This is a genomic window from Micromonospora sp. DT47 (assembly GCF_049844475.1).
GTDB lineage: Bacteria > Actinomycetota > Actinomycetes > Mycobacteriales > Micromonosporaceae > Micromonospora.
On record NZ_JBNCLC010000021.1, the window covers coordinates 73288 to 91560 of the forward strand.

At 74.2% G+C, this 18273-nt stretch carries 17 protein-coding genes; 4 read left to right on the top strand and 13 right to left on the bottom strand.

Annotated features, from left to right (window positions below):
* Positions 1-2 precede the first annotated feature (2 nt).
* On the bottom strand, positions 3-1349 hold the full coding sequence (gene murD / locus ACLQ2U_RS25425) for a UDP-N-acetylmuramoyl-L-alanine--D-glutamate ligase (RefSeq protein ID WP_425753296.1): 1347 nt from the start codon (positions 1347-1349) through the stop codon (positions 3-5).
* Positions 1350-1439: 90 nt separating this feature from the next.
* On the opposite strand from murD, the gene ACLQ2U_RS25430 reads away from it, so the two are divergent.
* A complete protein-coding gene (locus ACLQ2U_RS25430) occupies positions 1440-2789 on the top strand; it encodes a hypothetical protein (protein WP_425753297.1) in 1350 nt (449 codons plus the stop codon).
* Between the two features lie 57 nt (positions 2790-2846).
* On the opposite strand, the gene ACLQ2U_RS25435 is transcribed toward ACLQ2U_RS25430, so the two are convergent.
* From ACLQ2U_RS25435 to ACLQ2U_RS25450, 4 genes are all read right to left on the bottom strand, one after another.
* A complete protein-coding gene (locus tag ACLQ2U_RS25435; protein ID WP_425753299.1) occupies positions 2847-4667 on the bottom strand; it encodes a PucR family transcriptional regulator in 1821 nt (606 codons plus the stop codon).
* Positions 4668-4739: 72 nt separating this feature from the next.
* Positions 4740-5318, bottom strand: coding sequence for a hypothetical protein (locus ACLQ2U_RS25440; RefSeq protein ID WP_425753300.1), 579 nt, complete (start codon positions 5316-5318; stop codon positions 4740-4742).
* Positions 5319-5728: 410 nt separating this feature from the next.
* On the bottom strand, positions 5729-6538 hold the full coding sequence (locus ACLQ2U_RS25445; protein WP_425753301.1) for a TrmH family RNA methyltransferase: 810 nt from the start codon (positions 6536-6538) through the stop codon (positions 5729-5731).
* A gap of 151 nt (positions 6539-6689) precedes the next feature.
* Entirely contained in the window at positions 6690-7058 is a 369-nt protein-coding gene (locus ACLQ2U_RS25450; RefSeq protein WP_425753358.1) for a dihydrofolate reductase family protein, read from the bottom strand.
* A 45-nt stretch (positions 7059-7103) separates the two neighbouring features.
* Between ACLQ2U_RS25450 and ACLQ2U_RS25455 the strand changes: the two genes are divergently transcribed.
* Positions 7104-7307 (top strand): DUF6210 family protein, encoded by a 204-nt coding sequence (locus tag ACLQ2U_RS25455; RefSeq protein WP_425753303.1) that lies wholly within the window; start codon positions 7104-7106, stop codon positions 7305-7307.
* A gap of 54 nt (positions 7308-7361) precedes the next feature.
* On the opposite strand, the gene ACLQ2U_RS25460 is transcribed toward ACLQ2U_RS25455, so the two are convergent.
* From ACLQ2U_RS25460 to ACLQ2U_RS25475, 4 genes are all read right to left on the bottom strand, one after another.
* Complete coding sequence (locus ACLQ2U_RS25460) at positions 7362-9548, bottom strand: transglycosylase domain-containing protein (protein WP_425753305.1); 2187 nt, start codon at positions 9546-9548, stop codon at positions 7362-7364.
* Between the two features lie 244 nt (positions 9549-9792).
* A complete protein-coding gene (locus ACLQ2U_RS25465; RefSeq protein WP_425753306.1) occupies positions 9793-10599 on the bottom strand; it encodes a hypothetical protein in 807 nt (268 codons plus the stop codon).
* Positions 10600-10751: 152 nt separating this feature from the next.
* Complete coding sequence (locus tag ACLQ2U_RS25470; RefSeq protein ID WP_425753307.1) at positions 10752-11858, bottom strand: SPFH domain-containing protein; 1107 nt, start codon at positions 11856-11858, stop codon at positions 10752-10754.
* Positions 11859-11863: 5 nt separating this feature from the next.
* Positions 11864-12337 carry an NfeD family protein gene (locus tag ACLQ2U_RS25475; protein WP_425753309.1) on the bottom strand — a complete coding sequence of 158 codons (474 nt, stop codon included), beginning with the start codon at positions 12335-12337 and terminating at the stop codon, positions 11864-11866.
* Between the two features lie 94 nt (positions 12338-12431).
* On the opposite strand from ACLQ2U_RS25475, the gene ACLQ2U_RS25480 reads away from it, so the two are divergent.
* Positions 12432-13745: a serine hydrolase domain-containing protein gene (locus ACLQ2U_RS25480; RefSeq protein WP_425753311.1), complete on the top strand. Its 1314-nt coding sequence runs from the start codon at positions 12432-12434 to the stop codon at positions 13743-13745.
* 22 nt (positions 13746-13767) lie between these two features.
* On the opposite strand, the gene ACLQ2U_RS25485 is transcribed toward ACLQ2U_RS25480, so the two are convergent.
* Complete coding sequence (locus ACLQ2U_RS25485; protein ID WP_425753313.1) at positions 13768-14580, bottom strand: DUF3097 domain-containing protein; 813 nt, start codon at positions 14578-14580, stop codon at positions 13768-13770.
* 183 nt (positions 14581-14763) lie between these two features.
* On the opposite strand from ACLQ2U_RS25485, the gene ACLQ2U_RS25490 reads away from it, so the two are divergent.
* Positions 14764-15558, top strand: a complete 795-nt coding sequence (locus tag ACLQ2U_RS25490) for a hypothetical protein (RefSeq protein ID WP_425753314.1) — start codon at positions 14764-14766, stop codon at positions 15556-15558.
* Positions 15559-15564: 6 nt separating this feature from the next.
* Here the strand turns inward: ACLQ2U_RS25490 and ACLQ2U_RS25495 are convergent, their stop codons facing one another.
* From ACLQ2U_RS25495 to fabI, 3 genes are all read right to left on the bottom strand, one after another.
* Positions 15565-16344, bottom strand: coding sequence for an HAD-IIA family hydrolase (locus ACLQ2U_RS25495; protein ID WP_425753316.1), 780 nt, complete (start codon positions 16342-16344; stop codon positions 15565-15567).
* A 37-nt stretch (positions 16345-16381) separates the two neighbouring features.
* Positions 16382-17413: a ferrochelatase gene (locus tag ACLQ2U_RS25500; RefSeq protein ID WP_425753318.1), complete on the bottom strand. Its 1032-nt coding sequence runs from the start codon at positions 17411-17413 to the stop codon at positions 16382-16384.
* A 70-nt stretch (positions 17414-17483) separates the two neighbouring features.
* The gene (fabI, locus tag ACLQ2U_RS25505; RefSeq protein ID WP_088961315.1) at positions 17484-18251 is read right to left on the bottom strand and encodes an enoyl-ACP reductase FabI; all 768 of its coding nucleotides are present in this window, start codon (positions 18249-18251) and stop codon (positions 17484-17486) included.
* Between the last annotated feature and the right edge of the window lie 22 nt (positions 18252-18273).

An 18273-nucleotide genomic window follows, 5' to 3' on the forward strand; every position in this document is an offset into this window, starting at 1 on the left:
GCTCAGCCGGCGGTGTCCCGGACGGCCTGGGCGAAGACCTCGGAGCGGTGCTCCCAGTTGCGGAACCGCCCGTAGCTCGGCGCGGCCGGCGAGAGCAGCACCACCCCGCCGGCCGGCGTCAGCTCCCGGGCCAGCCGGACCGCGTCGACCAGGTCGTCGACCACCTCCGTACGCACCTTCGGCAGGCCGGCGAGCGCCTCGACGATCCGGGCGCCGCTGTCCGGGATGCCGATCACGGTGATCTCCCGCTCCGCCAGGTGCTCGCGCAGCGGGGTGTAGTCCAGCCCTCGGTCGGTGCCGCCGACGATCACGGTCAGCGGTCGCCCCTCGTACGCGTCGATGGCGTGCATCGCCGCGTACGGGCTGGTGGCGAGGGTGTCGTCGACGAAGGTCAGGCCGGACGGGTCGACGATCTCGGTGAGCCGGTGGGCAAGGCCCTGGAACTCGGCGACCGCCACGGCGAGGGTGTCCTTGCGGGCGACCACGTCGACGCCGAGCACATCCAGCACGGCCAGCGCCACGCAGAGGTTGCCCTCGTTGTGCCGGCCGACCAGCGGCAGCACGCCGCGCGGGAAGAGCGGCTGGTCGGCGAGGTGGAACCAGGGCGTGCCGTCCGGGCCGCTGGCCACGTTCGCGGTGTCGGGCCGGCCGGCGCGGACGGCGGCCCGGTCGCCCAGTTCGAGGGCGAGCCGCGGGTCGGCGCCGTTGACCACCACGGTCCGCGGGCCGTACGCGAGCAGGTTGAGCTTGTCCCGGTAGTACTCCCGCTCGCCGCCGTGCGCGTCCAGGTGCTCGGGGAAGAGCGCGGTGACCACGGCCACCCGGGGCGAGTCGGTCAGGTCGCTGCACTGGTAGCTGGAGAGCTCCAGCACGTACCGCTCGGCCTCGGGCAGGTCGAGGGTGGGCACGCCGATGTTGCCGCCGAAGACGTTGGGCCGGTCCACCGCCGTGAGCAGGTGGCTGATCAGGGCGGACGTGGTGCTCTTGCCCTTGCTGCCGGTGACCCCGACGGTCCGGTCGGCGTGGTCGGCCATCCAGAGCGCGGTGCCCTGGGTGACGGTCACCCCGCGGCGGCGCAGCTCGACCAGCCACGGGTGGGTCTGCGGCACGCCCGGGGAGCGGACCACCACGTCGGCGGCGGCCAGCCGGTCGAAACCCTCCTCGCCGGTGACCAGGGGCGCGGCCTCGGCCAGCGGTCCCTCCCAGGGCAGGGTGAGGAAGTTGGCGCTGTCGTCGACGGCGACCAGGTCGGCCGGGGCGTGCGCGGCGACGGCGGTCACGGCGGCCCGGCCCTCCCGGCCGGCCCCCCAGACGGCGACTCTACGTCCGCGCAGGTCAGACAGGCGCACGGGCTCTCCTCGGGGCTATTCGGCGGCGGTGCACGGGCACGGTCCGGCGCAGCCGGACACGGCCGGACGAACCAGGGCCTAGTATGGCGTGTGCCCAACGAGCAGCTCCGGCGGATGGACGCCTTCACCTTCCCGTCCTACTCGATCGATCTCGCCACCGGTGAGGCGTTGTTCGACTACGCCCTGACCGGTCCCGACGGCGAGCAGCGGTTCACCGAGGTGATCACGCTGCCGTTGCCGGCCGAGCCGGTGTCCGACGAGACGGTGGCCACCCTGGGCCGGGTCCTGGAGCTGCTGCACGTGGTGGCCGGGGTCAGCTACTACAAGACCGCCGCGCCGGGCCGGCTGGTGCTGCCGGCGCCGCTGGGAGCGGCCGCCGCCGAGCTGGTCACCGCCCTCTACACCAAGGGCCTGGCGGAGTACGCCTACCGCAACCAGCTGCCGCACGTGCTGGAGCTGCGCCCGGAGGTGCCGGCCGGTGAGGTGTCGCCGGCCCGGGTGTACGACGACTCCAACCGGCGTCCGCTCTCCGCCGTCGGCGGCGGCAAGGACTCGATCGTCAGCCTGGAGGCGCTGCGCCGGGCCGGCTTCGGCCCGGTGCCCTTCTCGGTGAACCCGAACCACGTGATCGACTCGGTGAACGAGGCGTCCGGGCTCACCCCGTTGGCGGCCCGGCGGCGGATCGATCCGGTGCTGTTCGACCTGAACGCGGCCGGCGCGCTCAACGGCCACATCCCGGTCACCGCGATCAACTCGCTGATCGCGGTCGCCACCGCCGTGCTGCACGGGCTCGGTCCGGTGGTGATGTCCAACGAGCGCTCCGCGTCCGACCCGAACCTGGTCTGGAACGGTCACGAGATCAACCACCAGTGGTCCAAGGGCGTCGAGGCGGAGGGGCTGCTGCGGGCGGCGCTGGCCGAGCACGCCGGGCTCACCGAGCCGTACTTCTCCCTGCTGCGGTCGCTGTCCGAGCTGCACATCGCCCGGCTCTTCGCCGAGATCGACCGGTACGACGACGTGGTGACCAGCTGCAACGCCGCGTTCAAGCTGCGCGACGCCAGCCTGCGCTGGTGCCGCAACTGCCCGAAGTGCCGGTTCGTCTTCCTGGCCATGGCGCCGTTCATGCCGCGCGAGCGGATCGTCCGCATCTTCGGCGGCGACCTGCTGGCCGACGAGACCCAGATCGCCGGCTACCGCGAGCTGCTCGGCGTCGACGGGCACAAGCCGTTCGAGTGCGTCGGCGAGGTGGAGGAGTCGGTGGTGGCGTTGAGCCTGCTCGCCGAGCAGGACCAGTGGCGCGAAGCCCCGGTCGTCCGCGCCCTGGTCGACGCCGTGCCGGAGACCGCCTGGTCGGCCGCGGCCAACTCGGACGTGTTCACCCCCGGCGGCCCGAACTTCGTCCCCACCGCGTACGCCAAGGCCCTCACCGCCCTGGCCTGACCCGGCGGCCCGGCCGCCCGGTCCCCGGCTCCGGGCAGTCGACCGGGCGACGGCGGGTCAGGGGGTGCGGATGGCGTCGAGGGCCAGCAGGGCGACGTGGAGGGAGAGGCAGGCCTCCACCGAGTCCAGGTCGACGTCGAGGATCCGGGCGATGCGGGCCAGCCGCTCGTAGAACGCCGGCCGGGACAGGTGCGCCGCCGCGGCCGCCGCCGACTTGTTGCGGCCCTGTTCGAGGTACGCCCGCAGGGTGCCGAGCAGCTGGTCGCGGGGATGCCGGGCGTCATGGGCGAGCAGCGCGCCCAGTTCCCGCTCGACGAAGGTCTGCACCCGCGGCTCGTCGCGCAGCAGGTGCAGCAGGCCGGCGAGCCCGACGTGCGGCAGCCGGAAGATCGGCAGGTCCCGCCGGTCCCGGCGGGCCGCGTCGGCGATCTGCCGGGCCTCGATCAGCGAGCGTCGGGCCTCACGCAGGTTGCCGACCCCGGAGCCGGCGGCGACGATCACCGCGCCCGGTCCGAGCTCCACCCGGCCGCCGATTGCCCGGGACGGGGCGGCGTCGACGCGGATCCGTCGCAGCGCGGTGGCGAACGCGGTGAGCGCGCGCTCCTCGGCGGCCGGGTCCGGCAGGGCGAGCAGCGCGCCCACCGCCTGGTCGTCCACGGCACTGGTCAGGGCGGTGAGCTTCGCCTCCCGCAGCGCCTGGCCGACCGCCTCGGCCAGGTCCCGCAGCCGGGCCGGGCCGGCCTCCGGGGCGGCCTCAACGGACCGGCCGCCCTCCCCCGCGCCGAACTCCCCGGCCGGGTCGTCGAGGCGGTGCCGGACCACCACGCCGACCAGGTGGCGCCGGTCGAGGGTGACGCCGAGCGCCTTGGCCCGCAGCGCGACCTCGTCGACCGGGCGGGAGTGGTCGAGCAGGGCGGTGAGCAGGGTGCGGTGGATCTGCCGTTCCAGCCCCTCGGCGTCCCGCCGGATCAGCCGGCCCAGGGCCAGGGTCGAGGCGGCCCGCTCCACCAGGATGGTCAGCCGGGTGGGCGGGGTGCCGGCCGGCGGCCGGTCGTCGCGCGCCCCACCGACCGTGCCGGTGACCGCCCGATCGACCGGGACGCCCCGCCCGGTCGCCAGGTCACCGGCACCGGGCCAGCGCAGCAGCAGCCGCCCCCAGTCGTGGCCGCGGGCGCCGACGGTGGTGACCAGCCAGCCGCTGTCCGCGTCGTACGCGGTCCGGCCGGCGGGCCGGATCCGGCGGGAGTGCTGCTCCCAGCCGTCCAGCAGCAGTTCGGCGCTCTCCCCCGCCGGGTCGTACGCGAGCACCTGTCGGGAGAGGTTCTCCAGCACCACCGGGCAGCCGGCCAGCTCGGCGGCCTGCCGGACCACCTCGGCCGGACCGGCACCCTCGACCGACAGTTCGGTGAAGCGCTGGTGGATCTCCTCGGTGGCGCGCAGCTCGGTGAGCTGGGCGTCGACGATCAGCGCGTGCACCGCCTCGGTGATCCGGACGAACGGGGTGGCCCGGCGCAGCTCCACCAGGGGCAGTCCACGCCGCTCGGCGGCGGCCACCATCACCCGGGGCACCCCGCTGAGGTACCGGCGGCCCAGCTCGACCACCAGTCCGGAGACGCCGACGTCGGCCAGGTCGCCGATGAACGCGCGCAGCCCCGCGTCGTCGGCGGGCAGTCCGATGCCGGTGGTGAGCACCAGTTCGCCGCCGCCGAGCAGGGTGGCGATGTCGGGCACCTCGGCGACGTGGACCCAGCGCACCGGCCGGTCCAGGCCGGCGTCCCCGGCGACCAGGCGCGGCGCGCCGTGTCGGACCGGGTCCAGCGCCAGCACCTCACGGACGGTAGGGAACACGGGCGACACGCTACCGTCCGTGACCTCCATACGACGACAACCCGCCCAGGGCCCCTGCGGGTCAGGGACGGCCGGCACGCCACCTTCCGGGCAGGGCCCAGCTCACCAGCTCGCCGTCCAGCGGTACCAGCCACCGCCGAGCGGCCGGAAGGTGGGCGACTCGAACGAACCGTTCCCGAGCGTCGGGCTCGGACCGCCCGGCAGGTAGGCGAAGCCGGCATCGTCGAAGAAGGCCCCGTGCGCCTCGTAGAAGACGACCCCGCCCGGCACCAGGTACGCGGAGATGATCCGGTAACCGCCGATCGTCGCCGGGGCGTCCACCCGGTCGAACCTCGTCGCCGCGGTCGATGCGGGCATCTCCGCCACCACGGTCTCGAACGCGGCCCGGCTCAACGCCCACCGCGCCCGCAGCGGGACCCCCGTGACCAGCAGCGCCAGCACGACGACCGCCATGACCGGTGCGATCGGCAGCCACCACGGCCAGGTCCGGCCACTGCCGTACGACAGTTGCGCACCGACGACCCAGAGCAGGGCCGCCACGCCGAGGACAGCCAGGCCGCCCGCCGCGACGAAGACCGCGTAGCCCGGAAAACTGAACGCCCACAACAGGATCCCGGCCCCGGCGACGCCCACCCCGTGGGCCGCCCACACCACCCACCGAACGGACAGGACCAGTTTCACCCCGGCGACCCTACCCATCCCGGCGAGGACGGTGGGGGCGTGCAGCCGGCCGTCGCGGCCCGGCAATCGGTACGGGTGGCGACCGGGGAGTCCCGTTCCGACGCCTCGGCCGCCCTGCGCCGCCTCGGTGAGCTGGCCCTGGACGGCTTCCCCGCCACCCTGCTGCCGAACCCGCTGGTCCGGGAGCTGTCCGCGCTGTCCGAGGAGACCGGCGAGCGGCTGCCGTCGGTGGAGGAGCTGGCCGCGGACATCTTCGAGGGGACCTTCTCGGCGAAGTTCCCGGCCGCCGCCCGGCTCGCCGGTGAGCTGCTCGACGGCAGCCTCTACGCGCGCTACCGAGATGCGGGCCAGTGCGCCGCCCCTTTAGGCGCTGAGACCGGGCGCACGACGGCCTCCCGGAGGGCCCGGGCTCAGAGCGGGTCGTCGCGGCCCAGCTCCCAGCAGGCCACGGCGGTGGCGGCGGCCACGTTGAGCGAGTCGACGCCGCGGCGCATCGGGATGACCACCCGGGCGTCGCTGGCGTCCATCGCCGCGCGGGTCAGCCCGGCGCCCTCCGCGCCGAGCAGCAGCGCCGCGCGGGCCCGCCGGGCGGCGTCGAGGTGCTGGATCGGCACCGCGTCCGGGGCCGGGGTCATCGCCAGCACGCTGAAACCGGCCGCCCGGACCTCGGCGAGCGCGTCCGGCCAGGGCTCCAGCTTCGCGTACGGCACCGCGAAGACCTCGCCCATGCTGACCCGTACGCTGCGCCGGTAGAGCGGGTCGGCGCAGGTCGGCGAGAGCAGCACCGCGTCCACCCCGAGCCCGGCCACGGCCCGGAAGATGGCGCCGAGGTTGGTGTGGTTGTTGACGTCCTCCAGGATCACCACCCGGCGGGCGGTGGCCAGCACCTCGGCGGCGGTCGGCAGCGGCTTGCGCCGGAACGAGGCGAGCACGCCCCGGTGCACGTGGAAGCCGGTGGCCCGCTGGAGCACGTCCGGGGTGGCCGCGTAGACCGGGGCGTCGCCGGTGTCGAGGTCGGCGAGCTGGTCGACCCGCTTCGCGTCCACCAGGTACGACCGGGCCGGGTAGCCGGCCCGCAGCGCCCGGCGCAGCACCAGCTCCCCCTCGGCGATGAACAGCCCGTGCGGGGGCTCCCAGCGGGTACGCAGCTCGACGTCGGTCAGGGCGCGGTAGTCGGCGATCCGGTCGTCGTCGGGGTCGGTGATCTGGTGGACGGGCACGGCGACGATTCTGCCGGGTGCCCGGCCGGGGCCGGCCGGGGCGGTCCGGGCGAGCGGCGCACGCCACCGGGTTTTCCGCGCCGTACCCGGGGAACCGTGCCCGGAACCGCGCTCGCCACCTACCGTCCCCGCCGGCGGGGACGCTGAGGCGTCACCCGGCCGCCCGGGCGTACCGCAGCAGCACGGACGCGCCGTCGAAGGCGCGCGTCCCGGCCAGCCGCAGGCCGAGACGCTCGATGGCCGGGAAGACCGGCCGGCCGCCGCCGAGCACCACGGGATGCACTACCAGCTGCCACTCGTCGAGCAGGCCGTGCGCCGCGAGCGCCGCCGCGGCTCCCGCACCGCCGGTCAGCAGCAGGTCGCCGCCGGGTTCGGCGCGCAGGGCGGCGACGTCGGCAGTCAGGTCGCGGCCGATCACCCGGGCGCCGTGGTCGGCGGCGTCGAGGGTACGGGAGACGACGACCTTCGGGGTACGCCGCCAGACCGGCGCGAAGGCCAGGTCGTGCGGGTCCTGGGAGATCGGTACCCCTCGATCCCGACTGCATGGCCGACGGGGTTGTTCGTCGTGGTCGCGGCGCCCACCGGAGTGGAGGAGGCGACGCGGCTGCGCGGCATCGTCGCCGGCGTCACCTACTGGGCCTGGGACGGGCTGACCGAGGACCCGCACCCGCTGCGCTGGGACGAGTCCCGGCGGGAGGCCGACGAGGCCTGGGTTCCGGTGCTCACCCCGGCCGGCCCGGGCGTGCTGGTCTGGGCAAACTCGGACTGAGGCCCCCGCCGTCCGAGGGAGTCGACGGCGGGGGCCGGTCCGGGCCGCGACGGGTCAGCCGCGGCGGTTCTGGAGCCAGCGCAGGATGTCCGGGGGCAGCCCCCGGTCGTTCTGCCGCTGCGGCTCGGTGGGGCGGGGGGACGGCCGCGGCGGCTCGGGCCGCCGCATGTCGCCCGCCAGCTCCCGGCTGGGCGCGGTGAAGTCGCGGACCGGCTGGCCGTCGACCGCGGTGCGGATGGTCCGGGCGACCGCCGCGATCACCTGCGACTGCACGGGCCCGCCGACCGCGTCGCTCGGGTCGTCCGGGTTGGCGGCGATCCCGGCGACGGCCACCTGCGGGGTGAACCCGACGAACGTCTCGGTGGCGTTCTGCTCCGAGCTGCCGGTCTTGCCGGCGACCGGGCGGCCGACGATCCGGTCCACACCGCCGGCCGTGCTGCCGTTGCACTGCCCGTACGCCGACTGCTGGCCGACCGGGCAGCGCGCCGCGTCCGTCGCGGCCCGGGCCACGTCCTCGCTCAGCACCCGCTTGCAGGACGACTGGCCCACCGGCACCTTGGTGCCGTCCGGCGCGGTCACCGAGACCACCGGCGTCGGGGTGCAGTACGTCCCCTCGGCGGCCACCGTGGCGTACGCGTTGGCCAGGTCGAGCGGGGTGGTGGCGGCGACGCCGAGGGTGAACGCGCCCCAGTTGGCCGCGTCGTTCTCCGCGAAGTTCGCGTCCGCCTCGGCGCGGAAGGTGATGCCGAGGCGCTGCGCCATCTCCACCACCTTGTCCTCGCCGACCTGCTCGGCCAGCCAGACGAAGTAGGTGTTCACCGAGCGGCCGAAGCCGTCCCACATCATCCGGTAGCCGTCCATCCGCTCCGGGTTGGCGTTGGCCGGGCACCACTTGCCGTCACAGCTGCCCTCGCCCTCCCCGGCGTCGTACCGGGTGGGGAGCTTGCTGGGGGCGTCGAACCCGGTGGAGAGCGTCTTCCCGGACTCCAGCGCGGCGAGCATGGTGAAGAGCTTGAAGGTGGAACCGGCCTGGTAGCCCTCGACGCTGCCGCCGCCGGAGATCAGCGGGTTGACGGTCTCGTTCTCCCCCACGCCGTACTCGCGGTTGACCGCCATGGCGAGGACCCGGCCGGTGCCGGGCTCGACCGCCGCGATCGGCAGCGCGCGCTTGTTGTCGTCGGCGTAGACCTTGCGGGCCTCCTCGACGGCGGTGGCCTGCACGTCCGGGTCGAGCGAGGTGACCACGGTGTAGCCGCCGCGGCGCAGCGCCTGCTCGCGCTCCTCGGCGTTGGCACCGAAGGCCGGCTGCCCCAGCCACCAGCGGCGCAGGTAGTCGCAGAAGAAGCCGGCGTCAGAGGTGCCCTGGCCGGTCGCGGCGCAGCCGTTGGGCTGGGGGGTCGGGCGCAGGGTCAGCTTCTCCGCCCGCGCCTGGTCGGCCTGGGCGGCGGTGATCGCGCCGGTGTCGACCATCGAGTCGAGCACGTAGCCGCGGCGGGCCAGGGCCGCGTCCCTGTCGCCGTCGATGGGGCTGTACTCGTCCGGGGACTGGACCAGGCCGGCGAGCAGGGCGGCCTCGCCGAGGGTCAGGTCGGCCGGCGTCTTGCCGAAGTAGCGCTGGGTGGCGGCCGCGATCCCGTACGCCCCGGAGCCGAAGTACGCGATGTTCAGGTAGCGGTTGAGGATCTCGTCCTTGCTGAGGGTCTTCTCCAGCTCGGTGGCGTACCGGATCTCCTGGACCTTGCGCCCGACGGTCTGCTCGGTGGCCGCCTGCCGCTCCTCGGCGGTCCGGCTGGGGTCGGTCTTCAGCACGTTGCGGACGTACTGCATGGTCAGCGTCGAGCCACCCTGCGAGGTGCCGCCACCGGTGACGTTGGCGACCAGGGCGCGGGCGATGCCTCGCAGGTCGGCGCCGCCGTGCGAGTAGAAGCGCCGGTCCTCGGCCGCCACGATGGCCTGCCGCATCACCGGGGCGATGTCGACCAGTGGCACGTCGGTGCGGTTGACGTCGTAGAACGTGGTGAGCAGCGTCTTGCCGTCGTTGGCGTAGAGGTAGGAGCGCTGCGGGGTGGCCGGGGTGCGCAGCGCCGCCGGCGGGTCGTCGAACGCCCCGAGCGCCGCCTTGGTGGCGACTCCGGCGAGCACATTGCCCGGCAGCGCGGCGACCGCGAGGACGAGGCCGGCCAGCAGGCCGGCGAGCAGCACGGTGAAGAGCCGCGTCAACGGCGTCCGGGGTCGGGGCATGCCACCCAGGATTGCCAGGAGAAGGAGAAGCGGGCCACCCCGGCCGGCGATTGTCAGGTAACTCACCGTGATCTGCCAGCGACTTCCCTGCCCCACGCCCTCCCTGTCCCCGCACCGCCCTCCCATCCCCTCCCGCCCCTTGTGGGTTGATCAAGAAGTTTGGCCACTTTCCGGGCCGGATCAGGTGCCCGAGCTTCTTGATCAACCCAGGAGGACGGGGAGGGGTGGGGCCCGGGTGGGCGGGTCAGGCGGCGGGGCGGGGGCCCTGGGGGCCACCGCCCGCGGGCGCGGCGGGGGTGGCGACGCTGGCGCTCGCGGCGTCCCGGGCGATCGCGGCGGGCAGCAGGCGGCCGGAGCGATAGCCGATGCCGATCCCGGAGATCAGGACGAAGATCGCGCCGAAGGTCTGCAAAGAGCCGATCAGGGCGCCGCCGAGGCCGAGCAGCGGAGCGGCGATCATGAGCATCACCCCGTCGCCGATGGCGAACATCCCGGATCGGGCCACCGACCAGCCGATCAGCAGCCAGCCCGCGCTGTAACAGGTGGCGCCCACCAGCACCGGCATCCGGGCGGTGGTGCCGAAGACCGGGGTCTGCTCGGCCAGCCCGGCGAAGGGCAGCATCAGCACCGTGCCGGCGAGGCTCGCCAGCAGGCCGGCCACCGCGACCCGACGGCTGCGGGCGGCGGCCAGCAGACCGGTCAGCGCGAGCAGGGCGAGCAGGCCCAGCCAGATCGCGGCGACCCAGCCGACCAGGTAGAGCGGCTGGCCGTCGGCCGGGTACGGGTCGTTGCCCACCCCGCCGTCGCTGACCATCGCCACCACGCCGTAGAGGACCGCGTACGCGGGCAGCAGCCAGACCGAGGCCCGGGCGAAGCGCCGCAGCGAGAAGGCCCAGCTGGCGTCGGTGGCGGGCGCCGCCGGCCCGGGATCACCGGCGAAGGGCAGCACCCCGAATCCCCCGCCGGTGCGCCGGGTGCCCAGCGGCCCGGCCGGATCGTGCGCGCCGGGGACCGGGGTCCGGGAGAACAGGCTGTGCGCCGGGTCCTTCATGCGTCACCTCGCTCGACTCCGACGAGCGGCGCGGGACGCACCGGCGCCCCGGCTCCTGGCCACCACCCGTCCTCAGACCGATCGTGGCAGGCACCGGGGCGCCGCATGAGTGTTTCTCGCATTTGCCGTCCCGCTCGGGAACGGCCGCCGGATCAGCCCCGTTCGCGCTCGTCCGCCGGGTCGTTGACCAGGCTGGCCGGGGAGACCGGCTCCGGGGCGGGCAGCCCCTGCGGGGCGTTGCCGCCGGTGGCCTGGGCCTCGGCGACGCGTACCTCGTCGTGAATCTCCTGCGCGGCGGCGGCCGCGGCCTGCGCCGCCTCGGCGGCCTCCCGCTCGACCTGGCTCGCGTGGTCGGCCGCTTCCGGCGACGGGAGGTCACCCACCATCTGGCTCAGACCGCCCAGCGCGCCGCCCATGCCCTCCAGCGCCTTGGTCAGCTCGGCTGGCAAGATCCAGACCTTGTTGGCGGTGCCGTTGGCGATCTGCGGCAGAGCCTGGAGGTACTGGTAGGCGAGCACCTTCTGGCTCGGGTTGGACTGGTGGATCGCGGCGAAGACGGTCCGGATCGCCTTCGCCTGACCCTCGGCCTGGAGGATCCGGGCCTGCCGGTCACCGTCGGCGCGCAGCACCGCGGCCTGCTTCTCACCCTCGGCCGAGAGAATCTGCGACTGCTTGTGCCCCTCGGCGGTGAGGATCGCCGCCCGGCGGTCCCGCTCGGCACGCATCTGCTTCTCCATCGAGTCCCGGATGCTCGCCGGCGGCTCGATCGCCTTGATCTCGACCCGGGTCACCTTGATGCCCCAGCGTCCGGTGGTCTCGTCCAGCACGCCGGACAGGTGCCGGTTGATCTCGTCCCGACTGGTCAGCGCGCGCTCCAGGTCCAGCGAACCGATCACGTTGCGCAGCGTGGTGACGGTGAGCTGCTCGATGGCCTGCAGGAAACTCGAGATCTCGTAGGTCGCCCGGACCGCGTCGACCACCTTGAAGTAGAGGACCGTGTCGATCGAGACCACCAGGTTGTCGGAGGTGATCACCGGCTGCGGCGGGAAACTGACCACCTGCTCGCGCATGTCCACCTTGGTGCGGACCGCGTCGACGAACGGGACCAGCAGGTTGAGGCCCGGGTTCAGGGTGCGCTTGTACTTGCCGAGCCGTTCGACCACGTCCTGGCGCTGTTGTGGCACGATCCGCACCGCCTTCATCAGCGTCACCACGACGATCAACGCCACGGCGGCCAACAGCACCAATGCAATGTTCATACCGCTCACCTTTTCGCTTCGGGCAGCTCACCCGTGGGAGAAATGTCGTCATGCCAGACCAGGGCGGTGGCGCCCCGAACCTTGATCACCTGCACCCGCTCACCGGGGGCGAAGTTCTGCGTCGCGTCGTACGACCGGGCGCTCCACAGCTCACCATCGATCTTGACCAGGCCGTGCTCGGCGTCCACCCGCTCCAGCACCAGGGCGCTGGAACCCTCGATCGCCTCCACCCCGAACGGCTGGTCGCCGGTCTCCAGCGCGGAGCGCGCGTGCCGCCGGATCACCGGCCGGACCACCACCACCGACAGCGCCGACACCGCCGCGAAGACCACCGCCTGCAACGCCACCGGCGCACCGAGCGCGGCGGCACCGGCGGCGGCGAACGCGCCGGCCCCGAACATGATCAGGAACAGCGTCGTCGTGAAGATCTCGGCGACCACCAACACCACACCCAGCACGATCCACACCACGGCGTCCACACCACGATCGTGACACGCCGACGCACGCCACGCCGCCCCGTCATGATCAGTAAGCTCGGCGGCAGCCGTTCTGCGACCGACCGAGGAGAACGACGTGCCCCTGCTACCCGACACCGCCCGCCAGGCCGACGCTCTCGTCGCGCGGGCCCAGTCCACCGGCCGCGCGCCGTCGCTGGTGCTCGGCGTGGTCCGCGACGGGACGCTGGCCCACCTCGCCGCCGCCGGCGAGCACCCCCGCCCGGACGCCGACCTGCAGTACCGGCTGGGCTCGATCACCAAGACCATGACCGCGGTGCTGGTGATGCGGGAGCGCGACGCCGGCCGGCTGGGCCTGGACGACCCGTTGGAGAAGCACCTGCCGGGCACCCCGGTCGGCGCGCTCACCCTGCGCCAGCTGCTCGGCCACGCCAGCGGCCTGCAGCGGGAGCCGGACGGTGGATGGTGGGAGCGGGCCGAGGGCGCCGACCTGGCCACGCTGGTGGCCGGGCTGACGCCGGACAAGATCGCCTACCCGGCGCTGCGCGGCTACCACTACTCGAACCTGGCGTACGGGCTGCTCGGTGGGGTGCTGGAGCGGACCACCGGCACGCCGTGGCTCGCGCTGCTCCGCGAGCGCGTCCTGACGCCGCTGGGCATGGGCCGCACCACCTACCAGGCCACCGAGCCGTTCGCCCGCGGCTACGTGGTGCACCCCTGGCACGAGACCCTGCGCGAGGAGCCGCGAACCGACAGCGGGGCGATGGCACCCGCCGGGCAGCTCTGGTCCACCATGGAGGACCTGGGCCGCTGGGCGGCGTTCCTGGCCGACCCGGCGCCGGAGGTGCTCGCCCCGGAGACGCTGACCGAGATGTGCGCGCCGGTGGTGATCAGCGACCTCGACTCGTGGACCGGCGGGCACGGCCTCGGGCTGGAGCTCTGCCGGGAGGGCGACCGGGTGTACGTCGGCCACGGCGGCTCGATGCCCGGGTACGTCGCCACCCTGGCGGTGCACCGGCCCACCCGGACCGCGGTGGTCGGCTTCGCCAACTCGTACGGGTTGCGCTCCGGCCACATCGGCGGGCTCGCCCGGCAGCTGCTCACCCTGGTGCTGGACGCCGAGCCGACGCCGGTGACGCCGTGGCGCCCGGCCGCCGCCCCGCCCCCGGCCGAGCTGGCCGAGCTCACCGGCCGCTGGTGGTGGATGGGTACGGAGTTCGAGGTCCGCGCCGACGGGTCGGGCGAGCTCTGGACCGGGCCGCCCGGCCAGCCGACGCTCCGCTTCACCCCGGAGGGACCGCACCGCTGGCGGGGCCGCGCCGGCCTGCAGGACGGCGAGATCCTCACCGTCGTCCGGGACGAGGCCGGACGGGCGGTGGCCCTCGACGTCGCCACCTTCGTCCTCACCCGTACCCCCGACCGGGCGCCCTGACCGGCCGCCGGGGACGACCGGCTCAGGCCGGTTCGGTGACGAAGTCGATCAGGCGTTCCATCGCGTTGATCAGCGGCGTCTCCACGTCGGCGAAGCTGTCCACCCGGGAGAGGATGTGCCGCCACATGTCCGCCGGCTCGGCCACCCCGAGCGCCGCGCAGACGCCCTCCTTCCACGGCCGTCCCGGGGGCACCACCGGCCAGGCCGCGATGCCCAGCGCCTTCGGCTTCACCGCCTGCCAGACGTCCACGTACGGGTGCCCGGTGACCAGCACGTGCGGTGAGGTCACCCGCGCCACGATCCGGCTCTCCTTGGAGCCGGGCACCAGGTGGTCGACGAGCACCCCCAGCCGCCGGCCCGGCCCGGGGGCGAAGTCGCGTACCTCGGCGTCGAGGGCGTCGATGCCGTCCAGCGGCTCCACCACCACGCCCTCGACGCGCAGGTCGTCACCCCAGATCCGTTCGACCAGGGCGGCGTCGTGCACGCCCTCGACCCAGATCCGGCTGGCCTTGGCCACCTGCGCGTGCACGTTCTCCACCGCGATCGAGCCCGAGGCGGTACGCCGGCGGGCCTCCGGCACCGGGGCGCGTACCGGCCGGCGCAGGGTCACCGGCCGACCGTCGAGCAGGAACGCCGCCGGCAGCAGCGGGAAGTTGCGTCGCCGGCCGTGCCGGTCCTCCAGCACCACCGCGCCGGACTCGAACCCGACCACCGCGCCGCAGAAACCGGAGTCGGCGTCCTCGACGACCAGGTCCGGCTCGGCGTCCACCTCGGGGGTGACCTTCCGCCGCCGCCAGTTCCCGGCCAGCACGTCCTCGCCGTATCGCCGCCCCATGTCGATCACGCTAGCGCCGACCCCGGCGCGCCGCCCGCCGACGCGCCGCCGACGCCGACCGGCCGAACGGTACGACGCGCCGATCCACCGGGCGGCAAGGGGCGAACGGGGCAGTTCGGGGCAGGGCGCGCGGCCGGAGCGGCAGTCGAGACAGGGCCGGCGGGGACCACGTACCCTTTCCGCATGTCCTCCCCCGCAGCGGGCGCGGCCACCCTGGCCCCGCGCCGGTCGAGCCGGTTGGTTGCCTGGGTGCGCGCGTGGCGCGCCGGCCTGGTGCCCTTCGACGAGGTCGCCGAGGAGATCGCCGGCGACGAGGAGCACCTGGTCGCCGACGCCCCCGGCGCCTGGACCGACGTGCCGCTGCGGGACGCGCTGCCCGCCCTGGCCAAGCTCTCCCCCGACGAGATCCGCCTGGTGCTGCCCGCGCCCGGCGATCCGCGCGGGCTGCCCGGCCCGGGTGCCTTCACCGGCGCCGCACTGCTCGCCGGGGAGGCGGTCGTCGCCGGCACGCTCGGGCTGATCCCCGAGGTCCGCACCCACACCTCCGGTTCCGGGATGACCTGGGAGACCGTGCTGTGGCGGTGCTACCCACTGCCGGTGGCCGCGCCCGCCGCGTCGCTGACCTCGCCCGGTGCGGCCGAGGCGGAGGCCGAGCTGGCGGCGGCCCTCGCCCAGACGACCGCCGCGCTGACCCGCCTCGACGTGGCCCAGTGGCGGCCCGAGCTGGCCGGCGCACTGGCCGCACTGCGCCGCCCGGGCGGCGCCACCGACCTGCCGCCGGGCTTCGACCCCCGGGCCCGCCGGCTCTTCGCCCGGGCCGCCGTGCTGGACCGGGTGCTGGCCCTGGCCGGGCACAGCGCGCCGGGCGGAGCGATCAACAACTACGAGGCCGAGCAGCGGGACGCCGCGCTGCGCCCGCTCACCAGGGCCTGCCGGCAGGCCCTGGTGGCCGCCTGCAACGCCCCGCTGCGCCCCTGAGGGCGGTCAGATCTCGTCGATCAGGTCCAGGACCGAGTTGACGATCCGCGACGGCCGGTACGGGTAGCGCTCCGCCTCGGCGCGGGTGCTGATCCCGGTGAGCACCAGGATCGTCTCCAGCCCGGCCTCCAGGCCGCAGAGGATGTCGGTGTCCATCCGGTCGCCGATCATCGCGGTGGTCTCCGAGTGCGCCTCGATCGTGTTCAACGCCGAGCGCATCATCATCGGGTTGGGTTTGCCGACGAAGTACGGCTCGACCCCGGTCGCCTTGGAGATCATCGCGGCGACCGAGCCGGCGGCGGGCAGGGCGCCCTCCACCGACGGGCCGGTCACGTCCGGGTTGGTGCAGATGAACCGGGCCCCGTCGTTGATCAGCCGGACCGCCTTGGTGATCGCCTCGAAGCTGTAGGTGCGGGTCTCCCCCAGCACCACGTAGTCGGGGGCGAAGTCGGTCAGCACGTACCCCACCGCGTGCAGCGCGGTGGTCAGCCCGGCCTCCCCGATCGCGTACGCCGTGCCGCCCGGCCGCTGGTCGGCGAGGAACTGCGCGGTGGCCAGCGCGGACGACCAGATCGCCTCCTCCGGCACGTCCAGTCCCATCCGGACGAGCCGGGCCTGGAGGTCACGCGGGGTGTAGATGGAGTTGTTGGTGAGCACCAGGAACGGCTTGCCGGAGGCACGCAGCCGCTTGATGAACTCCGGGGCGCCCGGCACCGGCTGGCCCTCGTGCACCAGCACGCCGTCCATGTCGGTGAGCCAGCTCTGCACCGGCTTGCGGTCATGCATCTTCTCGTCCCAAGGGGGTGTCGGGGGGCGTTCGGGCTCAGGGCCGGCGGGCGGCCGGCACGCAGCACAGCGTGGGGCAGGTGTCCCACGTCGGCAGCTCGCCGAGACGGCGGGGCGGCCGCTGACCGTCCGGCGCGGTGCGTTCGGTCACCAGCTCCCGCACCATTCCCACGAACCGCGGGTCGGTGCCGGGGGTGCCAGCCCGGACGAAGTCCAGGCCGAGCTGCTTGGCCGTCTCCGACGCCTCGGTGTCGAGGTCCCAGACCACCTCCAGGTGGTCGGAGACGAAGCCGATCGGGCTGACCACCACGCCGGTGACGCCCTGCTCGGCGAGGGCGGTCAGGTGGTCGTTGATGTCCGGCTCCAGCCACGGCACCTGCGGCGGGCCGGAGCGGCTCTGCCAGACCAGCTCGTACGGCAGGTCGGGTGCGGCGGCGGCGTGCACCAGCCGGGCGGTCTCCGCCAGCTGGGCGGTGTACCGGCCACCGTGCGGGCCGGCGGTGGCCGCCGCCGAGACGGGGATGGAGTGCGCGGTGAAGACCATCCGGGTGCTGTCCCGCTTCGCCGGGTCGAGCTGGGCCAGCGCGGACTTCACCGCGTCGGCGTGCGGCTCGACGAAGCCGGGGTGGTCCCAGAACTGGCGCAGCTTCTCGATCACCGGGGCGTCCGGGCCGACCGCGGCCCGGGCCGCGGCGATGTCCTCCTGGTACTGCCGGCAGGAGGAGTAGCCGCCGTACGCGCTGGTGACGAAGGCCAGCGCCCGCCGCACCCCGTCGTCGCGCATCCGCGCCACGGTGTCGGCGAGCATCGGGTCCCAGTTCCGGTTGCCCCAGTAGACCGGCAGGTCCACGCCGTGCGCCGCGAAGTCCTCGCGGATCGCGGCGAGCAGCTCCCGGCACTGCTGGTTGATCGGGGAGACGCCGCCGAAGCGCAGGTAGTGCTCGGCGACCTCGGCGAGCCGCTCGGGCGGCACGCCCCGTCCCCGGGTCACGTTCTGCAGGAAGGGCAGGACGTCCTCCGGCCGCTCCGGGCCGCCGAAGGAGACCAGCACCAATGCGTCGTACGCCATGGGCCCATTCTCCCCCGACTGCCGTGACAGCCCCGCGACGCCCCCTGGACCAGTAGATTTCGGTCCTGTCTCAGGCGCCGATCGCGTGGTAACCGCCATCGACGTGGACGATCTCGCCGGTGGTGGCCGGGAACCAGTCGGAGAGCAGGGCCAGGCAGGCGCGGGCGGCCGGCTCCTGGTCGGTCAGGCTCCACCCGAGCGGGGCGCGCTCGGTCCAGGCGTCCTCGAACTGGTCGAAGCCGGGAATCGACTTGGCGGCGATGGTGCGCAGCGGCCCGGCGGCGACCAGGTTGCTGCGGATGCCCTGCTTGCCCAGGTGCAGCGCCAGGTAGCGGGAGGCGGACTCCAGCCCGGCCTTGGCCACGCCCATCCAGTCGTAGACCGGCCAGGCCTTGGTGGCGTCGAAGGTGAGGCCGACCACCGCGCCGCCCGCGGACATCAGCGGCAGCGCCGCCATGGCCAGCGACTTGTACGAGTACGTGGAGACCTGCAGCGCGGTGGCGACGTCCTCCCAGGGGGCGTCGAGGAAGCCGCCGCCGAGGCAGCTCTGCGGGGCGAAGCCGATCGAGTGCACCACCCCGTCGAGGCCGTCGACGTGCTCGCGCACCTTGTCGGCGAGGCCGGCGAGGTGCTCCGGGTTCGTGACGTCCAGCTCGATCACCGGCGCCGGCTCGGGCAGCCGCTTGGCGATCCGCTCGACCAGGGAGAGCCGGCCGTAGCCGGTGAGCACGACCTGGGCGCCGTTCTCCTGGGCGAGCTTCGCCACCGAGAAGGCGATCGAGGCGTCGGTGATGACGCCGGTGACCAGCAGCCGCTTACCGGCGAGCAGTCCGGACATGTGCAGGTTCCTCCGTCAGTTT

Bases quoted from the DNA above. Each gene is read 5' to 3' on its own strand.
- ACLQ2U_RS25435 (WP_425753299.1), bottom strand. From the start codon at position 4,667: ATGGAGGTCACGGACGGTAGCGTGTCGCCCGTGTTCCCTACCGTCCGT.
- ACLQ2U_RS25460 (WP_425753305.1), bottom strand. From the start codon at position 9,548: ATGCCCCGACCCCGGACGCCGTTGACGCGGCTCTTCACCGTGCTGCTC.
- ACLQ2U_RS25465 (WP_425753306.1), bottom strand. From the start codon at position 10,599: ATGAAGGACCCGGCGCACAGCCTGTTCTCCCGGACCCCGGTCCCCGGC.
- ACLQ2U_RS25470 (WP_425753307.1), bottom strand. From the start codon at position 11,858: ATGAACATTGCATTGGTGCTGTTGGCCGCCGTGGCGTTGATCGTCGTG.
- ACLQ2U_RS25485 (WP_425753313.1), bottom strand. From the start codon at position 14,580: ATGGGGCGGCGATACGGCGAGGACGTGCTGGCCGGGAACTGGCGGCGG.
- ACLQ2U_RS25490 (WP_425753314.1), top strand. From the start codon at position 14,764: ATGTCCTCCCCCGCAGCGGGCGCGGCCACCCTGGCCCCGCGCCGGTCG.
- ACLQ2U_RS25495 (WP_425753316.1), bottom strand. From the start codon at position 16,344: ATGCATGACCGCAAGCCGGTGCAGAGCTGGCTCACCGACATGGACGGC.
- ACLQ2U_RS25500 (WP_425753318.1), bottom strand. From the start codon at position 17,413: ATGGCGTACGACGCATTGGTGCTGGTCTCCTTCGGCGGCCCGGAGCGG.
- fabI (WP_088961315.1), bottom strand. From the start codon at position 18,251: ATGTCCGGACTGCTCGCCGGTAAGCGGCTGCTGGTCACCGGCGTCATC.